The organism is Paenibacillus sp. XP01 (assembly GCF_057364885.1).
Genome location: NZ_CP139481.1, coordinates 1,591,052 through 1,609,687, shown reverse-complemented (window position 1 = coordinate 1,609,687; position 18,636 = coordinate 1,591,052). Strand labels below are relative to the sequence as shown.

Here is an 18,636-nt window from a genome sequence, read left to right as displayed (position 1 = left end):
CCGCCATCTTGCCTCAGATTCGCTCATTTCCAAGCCTTGCTTTACCATTCTTCAATCATCATTTTTCAAATCATTCATCAATCATCAATCATCATTCATCAATCATCATTCATTCCACATATCACGGACATTTCGCCATTTCGTCCACCAAACAGTGGACACTATTTTCAAAAAGACATCCACTCGCCCGGCCCTTCAAACCGCTATATCTGGGCAAACAACCACTTTACCCATCTACATGTTGTGCACCTCGGGAACAACCCGTTCCACCGTAAATGTCCACCCTTTGAAAAGACAATCCAACTCACTTTGTCCACTCCCAAAAGACATTCCGTGCACACGGCGGCTAGGTCACCCCATACTCAGTTTTCTCCACGTTCCGACGTCCTTTTCCCATCGAAATCATACTGATCCAACTCCGAACTAATTCGAGCTAATCAAACCTAATCCGAAAACACCCGAACTCATCCGATCCGATCTAAACTTATATCTATAGAAACGCATTAACCAATCACACAAGGCCACTGCGAGTGCAGTACCATCTTCCGATCGCTGTTATCCCAGATTTTTCCAATCCCCTTTTCTAAGGGGACAATCCGGTGATAAGCCTATGTTTCCGATGCAGCTTTCTTTCAGAAAGCTTTTAAGCGAACGCTTCGCTTCTCCAGATTGGTTCTGCCTCTCCGTTAACGTGTGTATGTTTTTTGCGGTTTATATACAGGTAATCTTATCCGTTGCAACTCTAACCACAGCAACCGAGAAACCAAATCGTCATGTTCGACCGTACCCTCATTTATATCCAAATGTCCCAACTGATTTCCCCTAGCCCATCCGTCGATCCGACCTCTCATTCATATTCGTAAAAGAGATCGTCATCCAATCCCGCATCTTCGCCCTTCTGCTTCTGGAAAAATTCAAGAAACGGCTGTCCGTACTTGCGGTACTTCACCTCGCCGACCCCTTTGACGGTCAGCATGTCGCGTTCCGTCGCAGGGCAGACCACGCTCATCTCACGCAGCGTGGCATCGTTGAAAATAATGTACGAAGGTACATGCTCCTTCGCCGCCAGATCGCGCCGGATCAGGCGCAGCTGCTCAAAGATCGTTTCGTTGACCGCCGAAGGCATCGCATCGCGGCCGCGACGGCCGCCGTAGTTCGTGCCCGAGGCGGTGGCCGCCGTTTTGCGCACGACCCGCTGCATCACTTCGCGCTGGCCTTTCAGCACCTCTACCGCCAAGGGCTGCAGCCGCACGACCGGATACTGTCCCTCGGACAGCATCAGATAACCTTCCGATACCATAACGTTGATGATCTCGGCAATCTCCCGTTCCGTACGGTTGCCCATCACGCCATAGGTCGGCAGGGAGTCGAAGCCGTAATCCAGCACTTTTTTCGCTCGTGATCCCTTAAGCACGGACGCCACCAGCGATACACCGTACCGCTCGCGCATGCGGTGAATGCAGCTGAAGATTTTTTGCGCGTCGATCGTCATGTCCACCAGTTCGCGGTCATCCGTGCAGGAGCTGCACATGCCACACGGCTTGTCCTCATGCACTTCGCCGAAATAATCGAGCTGCGCGCTGCGCAGGCATCGCGTCGTATAACAATAATCGACCATCTGCTGCAGCTTGCGGTAATCGTTCGCCTTGCGGTCGCCCTCCATCGGGTTCTGCTCGATCAGGAATTTCTGCGTAATGATGTCCTGCGCCCCGAACAGCAAAATGCACTGGCTCGGCTCGCCGTCCCTGCCTGCGCGCCCGGCTTCCTGCACGTATGCTTCCATGTTTTTCGGCATATTGTAATGCAGCACGTAACGCACGTTGGACTTGTCGATCCCCATGCCGAAGGCATTTGTCGCGACCATCACCCGGATGTCGTCGTACAAAAACTGCTCCTGACTCTCGGCCCGTTCCTCGTCCGTCATGCCTGCATGGTAACGCCCTGCAGCAAGTCCCGCATGCAGCAGGCGTTGATGCAGATCGTCGACGTCCTTGCGGGTCGCGGCATACACGATGCCCGGCTCGTTCGCATGCTCGCGGGCATAGTTCAGGACGAAGTCCTTTTTGTTCTCGCCGCGCAGCACGCTGAACGCCAGATTGTCGCGCCCGAGTCCGGTCACGAACGTCTGCGGCTCATGCAATTGCAGCAGCCGCAGAATGTCCTGCATGACCTCGGGCGTCGCCGTTGCGGTAAACGCGGCCACCACCGGCCGCTCCGGCAAACTATCCACGAACGGCGCTACCGCCAGGTAGCTCGTCCGGAAATCATGGCCCCACTGCGATACGCAGTGCGCCTCATCCACGGCCACGCAGGAGATGGGCAGCTGCGCCATCTCGTCGCGGAACCAATCCAGCTCCAGCCGCTCCGGCGCGACGTAGAGCAGCTTAAGCTCCCCGCGCTGCGCCGCGCGAATGCGGTCGTTCACCTCGCGACCGCTCAGCGTGCTGTTGATGTATGCCGCGGCAATGCCCGCCGTCGTCAGCGCATCGACCTGGTCCTTCATCAACGAGATCAGCGGGGAGACCACCAGGGTCAGTCCCGGGTACAAGAGGGCAGGGATCTGATAACAGATCGACTTTCCGCCCCCGGTCGGCATGATGCCCAGCGTGTCCGCCTGTTCAAGCAGGCTCGCCACAATCTTTTTTTGACCCTCGCGGAAATCGGGGTATCCATAATATTTTTGCAGAAGACCCTGCGCTTCTTCCAAGGTCGCCATGTGCACGCTCATCTAAAGACTCCTAACTGTGTCACCGGCGTTCATTGCCGGCTTCGTTCATCCGATTCTGACATCGATCACGGCATAAATGCCGTATCCTTGACAACAAAATGGCGTTCTCATGACTTGTCCGTCAAGCAAACGCCGCTTCTTCTAGTTTAACGTTCCACGCCCGAATGAGCAACCGTGTTTTGCAGTTCCGGGCAAGTGAGACAAATCCGGCGCAAGACATCCGCCAGATTACCATTCACTCTATTCTATCCTCTTCGTTCTGTCACAAAGTCGAAGCAAGTTCCCATGGTCCCCTTCGCCAAATATGGTATTATATGTAATATATTTCTTTTTACGGAGGCCTCTGCTGCATGGATCATAACGTTAACGACCAGACCAGCGAAACTTCGCGTCAGCCCTGGATCCACCGTCATCCGCTTTTTTCCGCGTTCACTTTTTTGTTGATCGGACTCGTTGTCGCAACGATGCTGTACATTAACCTGCGTCCCTACTTTTCCACCTTTGACCGCTCCCGCCAGGGAGACCTCGTCTACTCCATGCCTTCGCCAAGCGGTGAACTTGTCGCCGAAATGTACGGCGTGCCATACGGCGGCGCCCCGGGCGGCGTAACCCAGTGGGTCGATGTAAAAAAACGGGGCTCTGATGACCTTTGGACCACCAAGACGATCTACCGTGCGGAATATCAAGGAAACAACCATTTGCAATGGGAAAACGAGCATACGCTCCGGATCGAAAATTGGAGCGAGTTCCGCGATGACAGCGTGACGCTGAACATCGAGGAGGACATTTACGACGGCTGGGGCTTTGCCTGCAAAAGCCTGCGCATGAAGGATGAATACGTCCGCTGCTACGGACCAGACGAATAAACCATAAACCAAAGGGACGGCGCACATGCTTGCCGTCCCTTTTCCATTTTTGCATCCATTTTTTCGCAGGAAATGATACAGGTTGATCCGACACTTGGTTGTACTGTATAAACCACACTAGTCAATCACACTAGGGCACTGCTCCAGCCGCCGTAATATCAAGGCTTTCCGTTCTGGCTTTGGCTCAGTATGGCTTCCAGTTTGGCTCTGTTGCTCAGCAAACCGGGGTCATCGGGTACATACTCCAACGCCTTGCCGTTATGCAGCAAAGCCTGCCCGATGTGTCCCGTATGGGCGTAACAAAACGATAAGCCCGCATGAGGCAGCCAGGTCCGGCAAGCAACGGGCACCGGGCGCAGCCCCGGATCGCGACTGCCGACGTCCAGCGCCTGCATATACCAATAGATGGCGGCTATCCACTCCTGCCTGTCTTGGAAACAAGCGGCGATGGCGCAGCAGAAATCGGGATGCGGCAGATCGTACTGAAACGACTGCAGCAGACTGCCCAGCTTCATGCCGGGATCGCCCAGCCGCCCGTAGCAATCCGCCAGCCGGGCGCAGGCGATGAGCCGGTCTTCGGCATGCCCTTCCGGCCGCCTTAACAGCTCGGCGTACGCCCGCGCCGCAGCCGCGTAACGCCGGCGGTCATAACATTCGCCCGCATAATAATACAGCAGGCGTCCATGCCCTATCCCTTTTTCGGCGACCCATTTGCGCAGAATGCGCACGTTTCGCGCCGAATGATGGTCCGCTTCGCGGCGATGCGTGACGGCAATGTCTGCCGTCACCGTGCCTTGCGGCGGGAAAGTCAACTGCTCGTGCAGCCGCCCATGCCAGCGGCAGCCTGCGTCGCGCCTGACCAGGCGCAGGCGGCGGTCCGATACGAGCGGACCGCCATCCGGGCCCTCGGCCAGCGTATAGTTCAAGATCACGCCTGCCGTCTCCCCCCCTGACGGCAGGCGTTCCTTCAAGGCGAGCAGCTTTGCCCGTTCCGCGGGCAGCAGCACATCGTCCGCATCCAGCCACAGGATATACTCCTGCGTGGCTCGGGCGAACGAAGCATTGCGTGCCGCGGCAAAATCGTCCTCCCAGGCAAACGCATAGATCCGGTCGGTATACCGCGCGGCCACTTCCGTCGTGCGATCGGATGATCCGGTATCCACGATGACGATCTCGTCGGCGATGCCATTCACCGAATCGAGACAACGCGCCAGCGTTCGTTCCTCGTTCTTCACAATCATGCACAGGCTGATGGTGATCACGTTTCTAGCTCCTTCCTTATCCTTACGCGTATTGCCGTGAGGTGTCTTCTGTACTTTTTTTCTAAATCTATTCCCCGAAATCCATCCTGCTTCGTTCAGACTGCATGGCTCCACCTTTTTGCTTCCGGTTGACGCTCACGGTCTTTGTACTCTCTCACTGCTTTGAAACTTCCTGCCCATCCGACATTTCATCCGTGCCGGTCACGTTCCGTCCTGCCCCTGCTTCAGCTTCCTGAGCTGCTCCACCGCGCTGTCCAGCGCCTTTTTGCGTTGATTCATCTGCTGCTGGTGCCTCTGCTCGATCGCGGCGAATTCGGCATGATCCATGCTCATCCATGCCGCCAGTTGGCTGGCGGTCGGCTGGACGTGCATTTCGGTTTCCCGACGTCTGCGCGCCGCGCAACATAGATATTTATGATGGATCTCGATCTTGTATACATCGAAATACGGCATTAAACAAGTCGCCAGATTGCCCGCATAGAACGTTTGCTTGTGGTCGTGGAAGGGATGGTATCCGTACGGCACGGTTACCACCAATGTCCCGTCGATGCGAAGCAGCCGGTGCAATTGCAGAAGCAGCACCTCGGGATGGGAGAAGTGCTCCAGCACCTCCCCGAGCAGCACGGTATCGAACACCGTCCTGACCCGCCACTGCGTAATGTCCGCCAGCAGGAAATCGACCTTGCTCCGCACGGGCCGGGATTCCTTGGCGAGTTCCTCGCGCGCATACCGGATACTCTCGTCCTCCAAATCTATGCCGGTCACCCGAAATCCCTCCCGCCCGAGCAGGATGGAGGCAATGCCCTGGCTGCAGCCCACGTCCAAAATGCGCTGTCCCGTCGCTTGGCGGCACATCCAGTGGATACGGGCACGCGTCGCTTCATGCGAAGCCTCCGCATTGACGGTCCCGTAGTAGCGCTCGCTCACCCGATCATGATTCGCCATCTTGCCCACCCGCGGAAATCCCTGGCTGCCCAAGCACGACGATTCGTCCGCCTGCGACGCCTGCAGTGGCATTGCGTGTGTCGTAGACTAGACGGGCATGCGCCGCCAGTTCTTCGTAGTCGAAGCCGCTGTGATCGGTCGTAACGATCACCAGGTCGGCCCATGCCCACGTTTGCGGCGAGGCTGGGCGAGCTTGAGCCATCGTGCCGTCATGCTTGCGGAACGTGGACACAAGCGGATCGGCGAACGCCACCTCCGCCCCGGCCTCCTCCAGCAGCCGGAATACGTCCAGGGCCGGCGATTCGCGCAGGTCATCGATGTCCTTTTTGTAGGCTATGCCCGCCAGCACGATCCGTGCGCCAGCGATGGGCACGCCGTCCTTGGCCAGCAGCTCCGCCGCGCGTTCGGCAATGCGCTTCGGCACGTGCCGATGGGTCTCGTCTGCGAGCGTAATGAAACGCAAGGCTGCCCCTTTCCGCTCCGCCGCCCAGGATAAATAAATCGGATCAATCGGGATGCAGTGGCCGCCGATGCCTGGACCCGGATAGAAGGGCATGTACCCAAACGGCTTTGTCGCCGCCGCATCCAGCACCTCCCATATATCCACGCCCATCTGCTCGCATGCAGGCGTCAGCTCGTTCACCAGCGCGATGTTGACGCTGCGAAACGTATTTTCGAACAGTTTCGCCGTCTCGGCCACGGTCGTCGAGCTGACCGGCACGATTTCGTTCAGGAACGAACCGTAGAACCGCTCTCCATACGACAGGCAGGCGGGCGTCGAACCGCCGATGATTTTGGGCGTGTTTTTCACCCCGTAATGCACACTGCCCGGGTCCACCCGCTCGGGGGAATAGCAGACATGGAACTGAAGGCCTGCTTTCCACCCCTTGGCCGCTTCGATCGGCAGCTTGACGCATTCCTCCGTCGTGCCCGGATACGTCGTGCTCTCCAAAATAACGAGACTGCCTTCCTGCAGGTAAGGCAGCATGCCGTCCACGGCTGCCGTAATGAACGAAATATCCGGCTCATGCTCCGTCGTGAGCGGCGTCGGCACGCAAATGACGATGACGTCAGCCTGCGACACCGCCCGGTAATCGGTTCCCGCCTCGAAGCGCCCCGATTCGTTCATCGCCTCCACCAACGCGGCGTCGATGCCGATGACGTACGAATCGCCGGCGCGCAGCCGGGATACCTTGCGGGCGTCGATGTCGATGCCATGCACGCGATAGCCCGCCTGAGCCATCTCCATCGCCATCGGCAAGCCCACGTAGCCGAGGCCGATCACCGCCGCTTGAAGCGACCGCTCCCTAATGCCGCGCATGATCCGGTCCGCATCGATCGAGGCAATCGTGCCGGTGGCAACACTCTGTCCGCTCCCTGTATCAGACGCTGCCGAGATCTTCGATCCGACCGGATTTCCCCCATCGATCTCGCTCGCCTTCGGGATCATGAAGCGTTGATGAGTCTCCCCGACCCAAGGTCGACCACCGGCACGGGAAACATGACCTGCTGCCGTTTCCTTTTGTTTCTGCGTTTCTTCCATCCCATCCGTTTCCATGGGTCCTCCTCCCTTCCGTTAGTCGATGAAGCCGCCGTCGCGCAAAAACCGTAAAATCCCTTTGCGTTCCATCATTTCGCTGTCTGAACGATATTCGGCAAAAGCGACCGGGGCGAGTCCGGCGTATTGGTCCCTCAGCCGTTTATCCGGATCCTGCGGCAAAATAACGTAGTACTGCTCGTCATATTTGTACGTGCGCGGCGCTTCGAACGGCGAGACCAGCACCTCATGCAGCTTCTCTCCGGGCCGGATGCCGGTCACCTTGTAATCGCTGGCCGGGCGCCCCGCCTGTTCCAGCATGACGATGGCCAGATCGGTCATTTTGCACGCCTTCATTTTCATCACGAACGTCTCTCCGCCGACTGCCGCTTCGGCCGCTTTGAGCAGCAAACGAATGGCTTCCGTGCGGGTCAGGAAGAACCGTGTCATGCCTTCGTCCGTGATCGTGAGCATTTGGCCATCATCGAGCTGGCGACGAAACAACGGCACAACGCTGCCGCTCGTGCCAAGCACGTTCCCCCCGCGAATGCAAACGAAACGCGTATGCTCGCTCAAACCGTTCGCACGAATCATCATTTTTTCGCCAAGCGCTTTGGTCATGCCATACACGTTGATCGGGTCAACCGCCTTGTCCGTCGATACGTCGATCACCTTCGGAATCCGGTGATATATGGCTGCCCGGATGATGTTTTGCGTTCCGATCACATTCGTTTTGAATGCTTCATCCGGCTGGTCTTCGCAGACAGGCACATGCTTGAGCGCGGCCAGATGGAAGAGCACCTGTATCCCCTGGCTGGCTTCTTCCACGGCGGTGTAATCCCGGATATCCCCGATGACGAAGCGCAGGCGCGGATCATGGCCAAACTCCCGCTGCATCGCGATCTGCGCGTATTCGTTGCGCGACAGGATGCGAATCTCGGCCGGGTCCTGCTCCAGCAGCACCTCAGTCAGCTTCTGTCCCCAGGACCCCGTGCCGCCCGTTATCAGAATCTTTTTTCCCTTAATCATGCTGCATCCTCCAATCAGATCATGAATTCCCGAAGTACGCTTGCCATTCCCCCCAGCTCAGGCGGTCTTTGAATTCGTACTTCCATGTTACTGCTGCTCACCCTTGCGTGGATCAAAAATACTATTTTTATGAAACTAATCTCTATAACGTATGAGAAGCAGTCCAAACCGGAACGGACACTCGTACCGATTTCATAGAAATAGACTGATATGTACCCTGTTCATTCGTCGTATCCGGCAAACGCGCAACAACCTTACCACAGCAACGACATAGAATAGAGCAGTTGAAATTTCAAAGGAGGGATGGGTTCACATGAAGTCACGCTATCTTGAATTGGACGCCGTGCTCCTTGAGCTGGAAACGGCGCTGCGGAAACGATCGCCCTTCTCCCTTGTGCGAGTTGGCGATGGGGAAAATATCGTCATGGCCCAGGAAACGGTCTGGACCATGGAAGAGGTGCTGCAGGAGCGATGGGCGATCAAGGCCAATAAGGGACAAAAAGGGCTTACCCTGCCCAATCTAGTATTGCGGGACTTGGTTGCCGCTTCCCTGCAGCGCGCCACGATCGTCGGCATTCTCCCGCCGGACGATCAAACGATCAAAGCGCCGGATTATCTAAAAAGGACCTTGACCGACAAGTTGTTCGCCTATTACGGCATCGAGCCGGCATTGACCTGCCATGCCTGCGTCAATCGGGACTTGGCCCGGACGCCGCGCTTCTGGCAATTGCTTGCAGGCAAACGCGTGCTGCTCGTCACGCGGCAGATCCAGGAGCTTCAGGACGCACTTGTCCAAGATCCTTATAACCTGAACATTGCGGCAGCGTTGCCATTTGACGGTTGGGATGATTTGCCGGAGACGCTGCAATGGATCGCGGCGCATCCGGATGAATTCGATGTGGCGCTCTTCTCCTGCGGCGTCAATGCTGTTGTCCTTGCCGAGCAAGCCACAGCCCTTTCCGGGAAGGTCGCCATCGATTTCGGCAAGGCGAACAATATCATTTTGAAAGGTTCACCCAACTGAATCTGCTTTTTTCATTAAACGCCAAAAAACCATTGATGACGATGAGGTCACCAATGGTTTTTTGACATACATGGAATGGCCTGTCGATCATATCATTCTCCATTTGCAGCATGTATTTTGGAGAAAGTCGTTACTAGAGCAAAACAAAGAACCGTCATGCGAAAGTTCATCTTCGCAAGGCAACTTGTTCTACACCGTCGATGCAATACCATAAAATACTTCCGGTCCGGAACGAACAGTCGTAGACACTCCTGAAATATAGGAAGAATATACGGTTAGCAAGGCCGGCGGCGCCAACAGATCCTGTGCTGTAAAGGAATGGAACTCGTGCCCGCCACTTTGCGATACGGTTCCTACCGCATGGTAAATGACATTCGCCGGATCGAATACACTTCCCCGGACAAGCATGACCTCAAATGTATCCCCTACTTCGCCTGTTACCCCAACCGTGCCGTTCAGCGTAATGACCGTACCGACTGTTTGCATCGTATCCAATCCAATGATGCCGAACAATGTTGGAGTTGGACTCAAAGCTACGTTAGGCGCACCTGTGCCTGACGAGCTCATCGAACTCTTCATATCAAGAAAGGTTCCCAAAAAGTCACACCTCCAATCCTGTTTGATAGGTTATACTATGAAGCTTCCTCTGACCCCGCTTGGATGAATTACGGAAGGCAACCTCCCATTTTTCATTCATGCCCTTTAATGGTATATTGGACAGCATGGAAGAAACGAACGGATCCGTATCGCACACCCGATACAGCTGTCCTAAAGGAGAATGAATAATAATGAATAACAAACGCAACGGCACCAAGTCCACTCCCGCGGCAAAGCGCGGAAATGATGCCAAGAAACCGAATAAGCACAAACCTCGCCAACGGCCGGCGCATATCCCCGCTCGCAAACCGGAGCCGCCCCGCCAGTATCAGGTGAATGAAGCGGAAGAACTGCTTTCGTTTTTGCTCCAGCATGTCAATTCCGGACGGAACGCCGTCAAATCCATGCTGAGCCGCGGCCAAATTTCGGTCGGGAATGAGATCGTGACCCAATATAACCACGCCCTCGTTCCTGGACAAGTCGTGTCGGTAAGCAAAGAAGGCGTGACCGAAGCTGAGCCCATGGCAGGGCTGACGATCTTGCATGAGGATGACGACATCATCGTCATCTCCAAAGAATCCGGACTGTTGTCCATCGCCGCAGACCGAAGCGATGAAACTACCGCCTATCGCCAGCTGACCGAGCATGTGCGCCGTACCGATTCGCGCAACCGGATCTTTGTTGTACATCGTCTGGACCGCGATACATCGGGTGTCATGATGTTTGCCAAAAGCGAAGAAGTGCAGCAAAAACTGCAAAACAACTGGAAAGACCAGGTGCAGGAACGGATCTACGTGGCGCTGGTTGAAGGCAAGGTTGCCAAAGAAGCCGGAACGATCTCGTCCTGGCTGAAAGAAAGCAAAACGCTGAAGATGTATTCCAGTCCGCGTCCGGGTGATGGACAGCATGCCATCACGCACTACAAACGGCTGCAGTCAAACCGCGAGTTCTCCCTGCTTGAAGTTCGTCTGGAAACGGGACGCAAAAACCAGATTCGCGTGCATATGGAAGAGCTTGGCCATCCCGTTGCAGGCGACAAAAAATATGGTGCGCGAACGAGAACGCTGGGGCGTCTCGGCCTTCATGCACGGGTGCTTTCGTTCATCCATCCGACCACGGGTGAGCTCATGAAATTTGAGACAGACATACCCAAACCATTTTTGTACCCGTTCCGCAAAGATGCCCCGCCGGCGAAGTAACTGGACCATTCGGAAACCGAGCTGTCTGATAGGAGGAACCGATGCTGAAGAACTTGTTGATTACCGGATACCGGGCGCATGAGCTGCAAATTTTCGGGCAGAAGCACGAAGGCATTCCGTTTATCAAAAAAGCCATTGCTTCCCGCCTGATCCCGCTCGTCGAGGATGGATTGGAATGGGTATTAACGCCCGGCCAGTATGGCGTCGACCTGTGGGCATGCGAAGTCGTTTTGGAGCTCAAAAAAGAATATCCTCATTTGAAGCTGTCGATCATTACCGCTTTTCTGAACCCGGAGGAACAATGGAAGGAAGACAAGCAGGAGTATTACCGCTCCATTCTGACGGGCGTGGATTATTACGGAGCGGTCAGCCGCCAGCCGTATGTCGGACCGTGGCAGTTCACGGCGCGCGATGACCTGCTGCTGCGCAAGAGCGATGGGCTGCTGCTTGTGTATGATGAAGATGCCGGTGAAGGAAGCCCGCGCTTCATTAAGGAGAAGGCGTTGAAAAAGAAGCAGCAAAACGAGGAATATCGTCTCATCACGATTACGTCGGAGGACATTCAATCGATCGCCGACGATGAGCGCATGAATGACGCAAGTACGTACGAAGACTACGCCTTTTAGACGCAAACATGGTATAATTTAAACGCAATGGAAAGGCTGATATGGGCGGTCGGCTAATCTCCCGGAAGGGAGGTGATGCCTGGTGACAGTATTTGAAGCACTTATGCTGATGCTTACCTTCGGTTTGCTGATCGCAGCGCTGCTGTCCGACAAACACAAATAGACCGCCCCGGTCGAAGGTTGCGGTCTATAAGTCTGCATCTCGCCTGTAAAGCCCACCGCCCTTAATAGCGGCTATTGCGCAGAGAGTCGTGTGTCCAGCACGGCTCTTTTTGCAGTATAAGCTCTTTCTTCCCCCATTATAACATCTTGATCAGGCTTTTCAATCCGTGGTTCTGCTCTTTTTTATCACGCAATGCCGTCGTGGATCTCCACCTTTCAACCGATTATTCGCAGGGACCCCATGTTTATTTGGCATGGATTAGGGTATACGTAGTAATAATACTGCGATCATTGCGTCGTATGCATAAAGGGGATTGGCCGCCATGAGCTTAACGCCAGAGCAGCGCATTCAGCTGCATGGATTCAACAACCTGACCAAGTCGCTGAGCTTCAATATGTACGATATCTGTTACACCCAAACGCGAAAAGAGCGCGAGGCTTACATTGAATATATTGACGAGCAGTACAATGCGGAGCGGCTGAGCAGCATTCTGCACCACGTTGCCGACATCATCGGAGCGCATGTGCTCAACGTCGCCAAACAGGATTATGTGCCCCAAGGCGCCAGCGTCACGATGCTGGTCTCCGAAGGCCCGATCGTTGAGGTACCGGAGGAATCGTTCGAAGAATCGCCGGGCCCTTTGCCGGACAATGTCGTCATGCAGCTCGACAAAAGCCATATTACCGTGCACACGTATCCGGAATTTCATCCGGGCGAGGGCATCAGCACGTTCCGCGCGGATATCGACGTCTCCACCTGCGGCGAAATTTCGCCGCTCAAAGCGCTCAACTACCTGATTCACTCGTTCGATACGGACATTATGATCATGGACTACCGGGTGCGCGGATTCACGCGCGATACGAGCGGACGCAAGCTGTTCATCGACCATGACATCGGATCCATCCAGAATTACATTCCGGACGAGATCAAACGGAACTTCGACATGATCGACGTCAACGTGTATCAGGAAAACATTTTCCATACCAAGTGCAAGCTGAAGGCATTCGACCTGGACAACTACCTGTTCGGGTATACGAAAAATAAGCTGAGCGAGTCCGAGCAGCAGACCATCACGGAGTGGCTGAAGCTGGAGATGGACGAAATCTATTATGGAAAAAACATACAGCGCCCTTGAATCCAAAGGGAAGAATGAGCATTGATGAAGGTGTGGTCCTGAACGAAGGATGGCTCCGGCATAAGCTTGTTCTTCTTTTTCGTTTATGGGGGAATTGGCTTGGTTGACGCTCTTCGCTTAAGCGGACCATCGCAGCACCAGGAACGGCTGCTGTCGCATGTATTGCGGCACAGCCTCTTTCTTCTTATACGGCATTTCATAGTATAATGAAGGCACTCAGCAATACATTTTCTGGACAAAAGAGGTGCCTTATGAGTTATAACGACATGGATTTGTTTCAGGGCACCAAAGTCAGGCTAACGGCTCCGTGCCCCGAGGACTGCCTGCGAATCGCCCGATTTACCGATAATTACGACTACCTTCGCAACGTGGATACCGATGCTGCCGTCCCCCTGACACCGGACGAAGCGGGAACGTCGTCCGTGCGCCGGGACGGCGGTTTCGAATTTGCGCTGCGCACGCTGAAGGACAACCGATTCGTCGGCTTCACGGCCTTGTACCGGATCGAATGGAACAACCGCTCCGCTCGTCTGGCGGTCGGCATTGGCGATCCGCAAGATCGCGGCAAAGGCTTCGGCAGCGACGCCCTCGCCCTTATTCTCCGCTATGCCTTTCACGAGCTGAACCTGAACCGGGTCGCACTTGAAGTCATTTCCTACAACGATGCAGCCATGCATGCATACCTAAAGGCAGGATTCCGCGTGGAGGGCCGTCAACGTTCCGCCGTATTGCGCGGCGGAGCACATTACGACCTGATTTCCATGGCTCTGCTGGCCGAGGAATGGGCTGAACGGACAGGACTTCCGCTTTCCATGCGCCCGGCTTTGCCACATGAAAGCGACCTTGGCAACGCAGATGTGACCTGCGGGCCTTCTGAGCCGGAACCTGTGCAGCCCCGCATCGGCGTAGGTGCCGTCATTGTCAACGAACGCGATGAAGTACTGCTCGTTTGGCGCAACCGACAGCCCGAGCAGCACACCTGGAGCATTCCCGGCGGCAAAATCGATCCTTACGAATCCGCCGTAGACTCGGTCATCCGCGAAATCAAGGAAGAGGTCGGCCTGGATATTGAGGTGGAGCAACTGCTCTGCACTGCCGAGACGATTCGGCCGGAGAAGCAGGAGCATTGGATCTCCCTCCTCTACTCGACCCGGATTGTCGGCGGCTCTGCCCGCAACATGGAGGAAGGCGGCGCGATCGGGGAGGTCGCGTGGTTTCCGCTGAACGACCTGCCTTCCCCTCTGGCCTGCTTCGCCATTCCCGCACTGGAGGCCGTTAAGCGAACTAAGGATGGGCGGGCATGAACAGCGGGAACTCGGAACCTGCAAGGCTGCTCCCCTTCATCCTGCATGAATCAAGAGCAAGCTTTGCATGGAAGGGCAGCGGTGCCCTTTCGCTCAAAACGTTCCGTGGAGGAACCACCCTATATGAGGCCGGGCGAGGATACTTTTCCGTCGACGATCATCGTTTCCTCGTGCTGAACGCCGGACAAGAGTATGCGTTACATATCGATTCCCCCACGGAAGTGGAGTCTTTCTGCGTCTTTTTCCCCGACGGATTCGTTGAGAGGATCGGCCAAGACCTCGTGCAGAGCGAGGGACAACGGCTGGACGACCCGTTCGGTTCACGGTCCACGAAAAGCTTCGAATGGGTTGAACGCACGCACTCCATGCAAAGCAGTCTTGGAGAAACCCTGCGCCAACTGCGGCATCTTCATCGCCTTAAAACGCTGGATGCCTGGGGATGGGAAGAACGGATGCATGACCTGGCCGTGCGCTTACTCCGCTTGCACCAGGATATACGCAAGGAAATGGACAATCTCTCGGCCGCCAAGCTCTCTACCAGGGAAGAGCTGTATCGCAGGGCTTATCTGGGACACGAATACTTGACCGCCTATTACGACCAGTCCCCGTCACTCGCCGACACGGCAGCCGTCGCCCAATTGTCGGTCAACCATTTTTTGCGCAGTTACAAAGCCGTCTTCGGCATCTCGCCCCACCGTTACTTGACAGAATGCAGGCTTCAGGCCGCCATGCGGTTATTGCAAACGACGGACCGTTCGGTCACAGACATCTGCTTCGCCGTCGGATTCGAAAGTCTGGGCACGTTCAGCTCGTTGTTTGCCAGACGATTCGGCGAGCCGCCCTCGCAAGCGCGATTAAACAGGTGAGAATGAAGAAGCAGACGTTCACCCGCATCGTTATAATCAGGGAAGGACGGACGATGCACGATGGATTGTATGCTGCTTCAAAAGCTTGGATCAGCATCAAACGCCGTGCTTCGTTACACGTTATCTTTTTTGCGAATGGAGGTCTTTGCTTATGACTCAAGACGCACAATCCTTGGAAAAATGGTTCACAGCTGCCCAGCATGGCGATACAGCCACGTTAGCAGCCCTGTTAACCGCACATCCGGAGCTGGCCAATGCCGAAAACGGGGATGGACTGACGCTGCTCGGGTACGCCGCCCATTTTGGCCAAAGCGAAGCGGCCGCACTCTTGTTGGACTACGGAGCCGATGTCAACGCCGTCTCCCATTCCAAGGTTTCGTATATCCCTTCCAACACGGCGCTGCACGCGGCGCTTGCCGGCGAACGCTCCACCGCCGTAATCCGGCTGCTGCTGGGGCGCGGTGCGGCGACGAACATCGCTGACAGCGACGGACAATTCGCCCTGCATTCGGCTGCCTACCATACGGATCAGGCCGAGATCATTGCGCTGCTGCTCCAGCATGGCGCCGACCCGTCAGCCATGAATGTGGACGGCCGGAATGCAGCGGAGATCGCGCTGGAGCGCGGCCATGAAACTGCCGCCGCCTGTTTGAGAGAAGCGCTCGGAGCACGATAGTTTGCAGCAGGGACCATGCTCCTTGCGCGCCTGCTTCCCTTGATCGTGAAAATGAAAAGCTGACGATCCATTCCGAAACCCGCCGACCGGCAGCCCCGCGACAACAAACCGCCCGCCTCTTTAGCGAGAGACTGGCGGTTTTTGGCATGAGCTCACATCTTTAGCTTTAATGGCCGCAGGCAAGAGCAAGATCTTTTACATAATCGAGAACCGTTTGCCCTCTCTCGCCGTCTAATACGCAACACATCCACGAAAGGAGGAGAGCCTGTGACCCCTTCCGAATTGACCGTCGCCGCACAGAGAGGGGATGCCGAGGCTTTTTCGGCCTTAATGGACTTGCATCGGAACCGGCTGTACCGGATCGCTTATGCTTATCTCCATAATGAAGGGGACGCGCTCGAAGCGATCCAGGAATGCACCTACAGAGCCTTTCGCAAGCTGAAAAAATTAAAGGAACCTGCCTTCTTCAGCACATGGCTGGTCCGTATTCTGCTGAACTACTGCGCGGACGAGCGTAAACGCAAGCATCGGTTCAGCCCGTTTGCCGCACTCGCGGCTTAACCAAGCAGCTGGGATACGCCGCAGGACCCCGACCTCGCCGCAGCCATCGAAGCGCTGGAACCGGGCTGTAAGGATATCATTATTTTAAGTTATTTTGAGGGTTTTCCCCTGACGGAGGTTGCAGATATTCTGGACATTCCGGTCGGTACGGTGAAATCGCGCCTGCATCGGGCGCTGGGCCAACTGCGCAATCATTTGGATACGAAAGGAGATACCTCGTTATGACCGATGAAAATAAAACGTTCGAAGCGTTGGAACGGCGGCTGCATGCTCGCAAAGCGGAGTATGACGCGATCCCTGTGCCCGATGAAACCGCTCACCTTGCTGTACAATCGGGCATTCGCAAAGCTACACGGAATCGCAAGTCCAGGCTTCGCTGGGGCCTGAGCGGGCTTTCGGCGGCATGTATTATACTGCTGTTTACGGGCTGTATTCGCGTGTCGCCCGCATTCGCCTCGTTTGTGGAGCAGCTGCCGGGCATGGAAGGGGTCGTGAACCTGATTCGCCAAGACAAAGGCTTGCAGTTGGCCGTAGATCAGTCATTGTTACAGACGGTGAATATCACCGACGAGCATGACGGGATCTCTGTGACCGTAAATGGCGTGATCACCGATGACGCACGCATGGTTATTTTTTACACGATGAAAGGGGTAAGCAATCGCGAGGGCGGCTTGTACGACATCCAATTGCAGGATGAACATGGCGAAGGGCTTTCGGTCGGGATGAGTTACGAATCCCCGAGACAAACCGGCAGTACGGATACGTATGAAGGATATATTGATGCATTCATGTCGGAAGAAGCCGTGAAGCCTGATAAAATCACGATACAATTCCAATCGAGAGACAAAGCTCAACCCGGAACCTGGAGCGTTACGTTCCCCGTTGATTACAGCCTTACCAAGGGCATGAAAAAGACGATTCCGATTCACCAAACCGCAACGATCGACGGCCAGCGAATCGAGTTTGGCGAAGCTGTACTCTATCCCACCCGACTTAAGCTCGACGTCAAATTCGACCCGGACAATTCAAAGGAGATTTTCGGTCTTCGCAATTTACAGCTGGTTGATGATCAAGGGCGCGCTTGGAGAACAAATACCTCCTCATTAAGCGGCACTCAGCAATCCATCTTTTTTGAGAGCATGTACTTTGCGATTCCGAAGAAATTGACGCTTCAGGGTTCGGGGTTATCCGCGCTGGACAAAACGGATTTGGATGTCACGATTGATCTCAAAACAGGGCGCCTCGAAGGCGGGCCGAAAGGTTTGACGTTTGCGGATAGCGAAGTCAAAGGCAAAGATCGCGTTCTTGAATTCCATCTTTCCCATTTCCAGAACGGCGTCTCTCCCCTGACGTTTAGCACAGCTGCCGACGAACAAGGGAAAAACTACGACATACCCAACACGAGCTGGGAAGCCCCCGATCAAGGGGAAGCCGTGGCATGGTATACCATTGAAAACGGTGCTTCCATCAAGGGCAAGCTAACCCTGCGCATCGGATCATATCCGATGGAAAGCAGTTCCCCGTTTTCGCTGGATATTCCACTGGAATAACAAAACTTACACAATGTACGCCCAATCACCTTTATATAGGCGAATGCATATGCTGAAGCAGGAACCCATTACGAGGAAGAGGTGTGCATTATGTCCGAAACGCCATCCACGCCGACAGCAGTCATTGTGTATCAGGCCCATACGCCATTGCTTCAATCGGTCCAACAGACGCGAAATGCGCTTCATCAGACCGTTCGCCAGTATACCGGCCGGAAGGTTCAAGTCCAGAACATTGACGGGCAGGTCTGGGAAGGCGTCATTGTCAGCGCCGACCGCGGCATCCTTTACCTTCAGGTTACGCCCATGCATGGATATCCGGAGCCGCGCGCGTTGTTTGGTCCAACCATCCTGCCTCTGGTGCTGTATGAGCTGCTGGTCATTACGTTGCTGATGTAATTGATGTGACGCCGTTTCTCCCCGACACGCCAGTCCGATCGCTCCGTCTCCGAAATGCAGCATTTCGGAGACGGGGCTTTTGGGGATGTAACAGCTGCTCAATCCTTCGGACAATCCCCAAGGATCAAACAAGGGGATGCACCACAGGCGCACGCATTCTTGGTTCACGCTT

The 18,636-nt window shown here is 55.2% G+C and carries 18 protein-coding genes and 2 pseudogenes; 14 read left to right on the top strand and 6 right to left on the bottom strand.

Annotated elements, in window-relative coordinates; all coding sequences use genetic code 11:
• Window positions 1-847: 847 nt before the first annotated feature.
• Entirely contained in the window at window positions 848-2,728 is a 1,881-nt protein-coding gene (gene recQ, locus SNR34_RS07330; RefSeq protein ID WP_236414965.1) for a DNA helicase RecQ, read from the bottom strand.
• A gap of 350 nt (window positions 2,729-3,078) precedes the next feature.
• Here recQ and SNR34_RS07325 point away from each other — a divergent pair, with 350 nt between their 5' ends.
• The gene (locus SNR34_RS07325; protein ID WP_486181536.1) at window positions 3,079-3,594 is read left to right on the top strand and encodes a hypothetical protein; all 516 of its coding nucleotides are present in this window, start codon (window positions 3,079-3,081) and stop codon (window positions 3,592-3,594) included.
• Between the two features lie 158 nt (window positions 3,595-3,752).
• Here SNR34_RS07325 and SNR34_RS07320 read toward each other — a convergent pair whose 3' ends face one another.
• From SNR34_RS07320 to SNR34_RS07305, 4 genes are all read right to left on the bottom strand, one after another.
• Window positions 3,753-4,856 (bottom strand): glycosyltransferase family 2 protein, encoded by a 1,104-nt coding sequence (locus tag SNR34_RS07320; protein ID WP_486181535.1) that lies wholly within the window; start codon window positions 4,854-4,856, stop codon window positions 3,753-3,755.
• A 201-nt stretch (window positions 4,857-5,057) separates the two neighbouring features.
• The gene (locus tag SNR34_RS07315; protein WP_236414968.1) at window positions 5,058-5,801 is read right to left on the bottom strand and encodes a class I SAM-dependent methyltransferase; all 744 of its coding nucleotides are present in this window, start codon (window positions 5,799-5,801) and stop codon (window positions 5,058-5,060) included.
• Complete coding sequence (locus tag SNR34_RS07310; RefSeq protein WP_486181534.1) at window positions 5,788-7,359, bottom strand: nucleotide sugar dehydrogenase; 1,572 nt, start codon at window positions 7,357-7,359, stop codon at window positions 5,788-5,790. The genes SNR34_RS07315 and SNR34_RS07310 overlap by 14 nt, the downstream gene beginning before the upstream one ends.
• An 18-nt stretch (window positions 7,360-7,377) precedes the next feature.
• Window positions 7,378-8,367, bottom strand: a complete 990-nt coding sequence (locus tag SNR34_RS07305) for a polysaccharide biosynthesis protein (RefSeq protein ID WP_339276760.1) — start codon at window positions 8,365-8,367, stop codon at window positions 7,378-7,380.
• A gap of 313 nt (window positions 8,368-8,680) precedes the next feature.
• Between SNR34_RS07305 and SNR34_RS07300 the strand changes: the two genes are divergently transcribed.
• Window positions 8,681-9,391 (top strand): GT-D fold domain-containing glycosyltransferase, encoded by a 711-nt coding sequence (locus SNR34_RS07300; protein ID WP_486181533.1) that lies wholly within the window; start codon window positions 8,681-8,683, stop codon window positions 9,389-9,391.
• A gap of 189 nt (window positions 9,392-9,580) precedes the next feature.
• Here SNR34_RS07300 and SNR34_RS07295 read toward each other — a convergent pair whose 3' ends face one another.
• Window positions 9,581-9,970 carry a hypothetical protein gene (locus tag SNR34_RS07295; protein ID WP_486181532.1) on the bottom strand — a complete coding sequence of 130 codons (390 nt, stop codon included), beginning with the start codon at window positions 9,968-9,970 and terminating at the stop codon, window positions 9,581-9,583.
• Window positions 9,971-10,179: 209 nt separating this feature from the next.
• Between SNR34_RS07295 and SNR34_RS07290 the strand changes: the two genes are divergently transcribed.
• The 12 genes and pseudogenes from SNR34_RS07290 to SNR34_RS07235 all read left to right on the top strand — a co-directional run bounded on the left by SNR34_RS07290 (window position 10,180) and on the right by SNR34_RS07235 (window position 18,464).
• On the top strand, window positions 10,180-11,187 hold the full coding sequence (locus SNR34_RS07290) for an RluA family pseudouridine synthase (RefSeq protein WP_486181531.1): 1,008 nt from the start codon (window positions 10,180-10,182) through the stop codon (window positions 11,185-11,187).
• 41 nt (window positions 11,188-11,228) lie between these two features.
• A complete protein-coding gene (locus SNR34_RS07285) occupies window positions 11,229-11,813 on the top strand; it encodes an SLOG family protein (RefSeq protein ID WP_486181530.1) in 585 nt (194 codons plus the stop codon).
• A gap of 82 nt (window positions 11,814-11,895) precedes the next feature.
• Complete coding sequence (locus tag SNR34_RS07280; RefSeq protein ID WP_356722732.1) at window positions 11,896-11,976, top strand: putative holin-like toxin; 81 nt, start codon at window positions 11,896-11,898, stop codon at window positions 11,974-11,976.
• A gap of 322 nt (window positions 11,977-12,298) precedes the next feature.
• The gene (gene speD / locus SNR34_RS07275) at window positions 12,299-13,111 is read left to right on the top strand and encodes an adenosylmethionine decarboxylase (RefSeq protein ID WP_236414978.1); all 813 of its coding nucleotides are present in this window, start codon (window positions 12,299-12,301) and stop codon (window positions 13,109-13,111) included.
• 206 nt (window positions 13,112-13,317) lie between these two features.
• Window positions 13,318-13,854 (top strand): annotated as a pseudogene (locus SNR34_RS07270) (GNAT family N-acetyltransferase); the annotation flags it as partial.
• Between the two features lie 144 nt (window positions 13,855-13,998).
• Window positions 13,999-14,415 (top strand): NUDIX domain-containing protein, encoded by a 417-nt coding sequence (locus SNR34_RS07265; RefSeq protein ID WP_236415376.1) that lies wholly within the window; start codon window positions 13,999-14,001, stop codon window positions 14,413-14,415.
• Window positions 14,412-15,281 (top strand): helix-turn-helix transcriptional regulator, encoded by an 870-nt coding sequence (locus SNR34_RS07260; protein ID WP_486181529.1) that lies wholly within the window; start codon window positions 14,412-14,414, stop codon window positions 15,279-15,281. The genes SNR34_RS07265 and SNR34_RS07260 overlap by 4 nt, the downstream gene beginning before the upstream one ends.
• A 151-nt stretch (window positions 15,282-15,432) precedes the next feature.
• A complete protein-coding gene (locus tag SNR34_RS07255; protein ID WP_486181528.1) occupies window positions 15,433-15,957 on the top strand; it encodes an ankyrin repeat domain-containing protein in 525 nt (174 codons plus the stop codon).
• A 267-nt stretch (window positions 15,958-16,224) separates the two neighbouring features.
• Entirely contained in the window at window positions 16,225-16,518 is a 294-nt protein-coding gene (locus SNR34_RS07250; protein WP_486181527.1) for a sigma factor, read from the top strand.
• Window positions 16,519-16,560: 42 nt separating this feature from the next.
• Window positions 16,561-16,743, top strand: a pseudogene (locus tag SNR34_RS07245) (RNA polymerase sigma factor); the annotation flags it as partial.
• Complete coding sequence (locus tag SNR34_RS07240) at window positions 16,740-18,068, top strand: DUF4179 domain-containing protein (protein WP_486181526.1); 1,329 nt, start codon at window positions 16,740-16,742, stop codon at window positions 18,066-18,068. The pseudogene SNR34_RS07245 and the gene SNR34_RS07240, both read left to right, overlap by 4 nt.
• A 90-nt stretch (window positions 18,069-18,158) precedes the next feature.
• Window positions 18,159-18,464, top strand: coding sequence for an acetyl-CoA acetyltransferase (locus SNR34_RS07235; protein WP_236414989.1), 306 nt, complete (start codon window positions 18,159-18,161; stop codon window positions 18,462-18,464).
• The last annotated feature ends 172 nt before the right edge of the window (window positions 18,465-18,636 follow it).

Excerpts from the sequence above, each read along its gene's own strand:
- SNR34_RS07300 (WP_486181533.1), top strand. The coding sequence starts at position 8,681 with ATGAAGTCACGCTATCTTGAATTGGACGCCGTGCTCCTTGAGCTGGAA.
- SNR34_RS07305 (WP_339276760.1), bottom strand. The coding sequence starts at position 8,367 with ATGATTAAGGGAAAAAAGATTCTGATAACGGGCGGCACGGGGTCCTGG.
- SNR34_RS07255 (WP_486181528.1), top strand. The coding sequence starts at position 15,433 with ATGACTCAAGACGCACAATCCTTGGAAAAATGGTTCACAGCTGCCCAG.
- SNR34_RS07240 (WP_486181526.1), top strand. The coding sequence starts at position 16,740 with ATGACCGATGAAAATAAAACGTTCGAAGCGTTGGAACGGCGGCTGCAT.
- recQ (WP_236414965.1), bottom strand. The coding sequence starts at position 2,728 with ATGAGCGTGCACATGGCGACCTTGGAAGAAGCGCAGGGTCTTCTGCAA.
- speD (WP_236414978.1), top strand. The coding sequence starts at position 12,299 with ATGAGCTTAACGCCAGAGCAGCGCATTCAGCTGCATGGATTCAACAAC.
- SNR34_RS07295 (WP_486181532.1), bottom strand. The coding sequence starts at position 9,970 with ATGAAGAGTTCGATGAGCTCGTCAGGCACAGGTGCGCCTAACGTAGCT.
- SNR34_RS07325 (WP_486181536.1), top strand. The coding sequence starts at position 3,079 with ATGGATCATAACGTTAACGACCAGACCAGCGAAACTTCGCGTCAGCCC.
- SNR34_RS07235 (WP_236414989.1), top strand. The coding sequence starts at position 18,159 with ATGTCCGAAACGCCATCCACGCCGACAGCAGTCATTGTGTATCAGGCC.
- SNR34_RS07315 (WP_236414968.1), bottom strand. The coding sequence starts at position 5,801 with ATGGCGAATCATGATCGGGTGAGCGAGCGCTACTACGGGACCGTCAAT.
- SNR34_RS07290 (WP_486181531.1), top strand. The coding sequence starts at position 10,180 with ATGAATAACAAACGCAACGGCACCAAGTCCACTCCCGCGGCAAAGCGC.
- SNR34_RS07285 (WP_486181530.1), top strand. The coding sequence starts at position 11,229 with ATGCTGAAGAACTTGTTGATTACCGGATACCGGGCGCATGAGCTGCAA.
- SNR34_RS07310 (WP_486181534.1), bottom strand. The coding sequence starts at position 7,359 with ATGGAAACGGATGGGATGGAAGAAACGCAGAAACAAAAGGAAACGGCA.
- SNR34_RS07260 (WP_486181529.1), top strand. The coding sequence starts at position 14,412 with ATGAACAGCGGGAACTCGGAACCTGCAAGGCTGCTCCCCTTCATCCTG.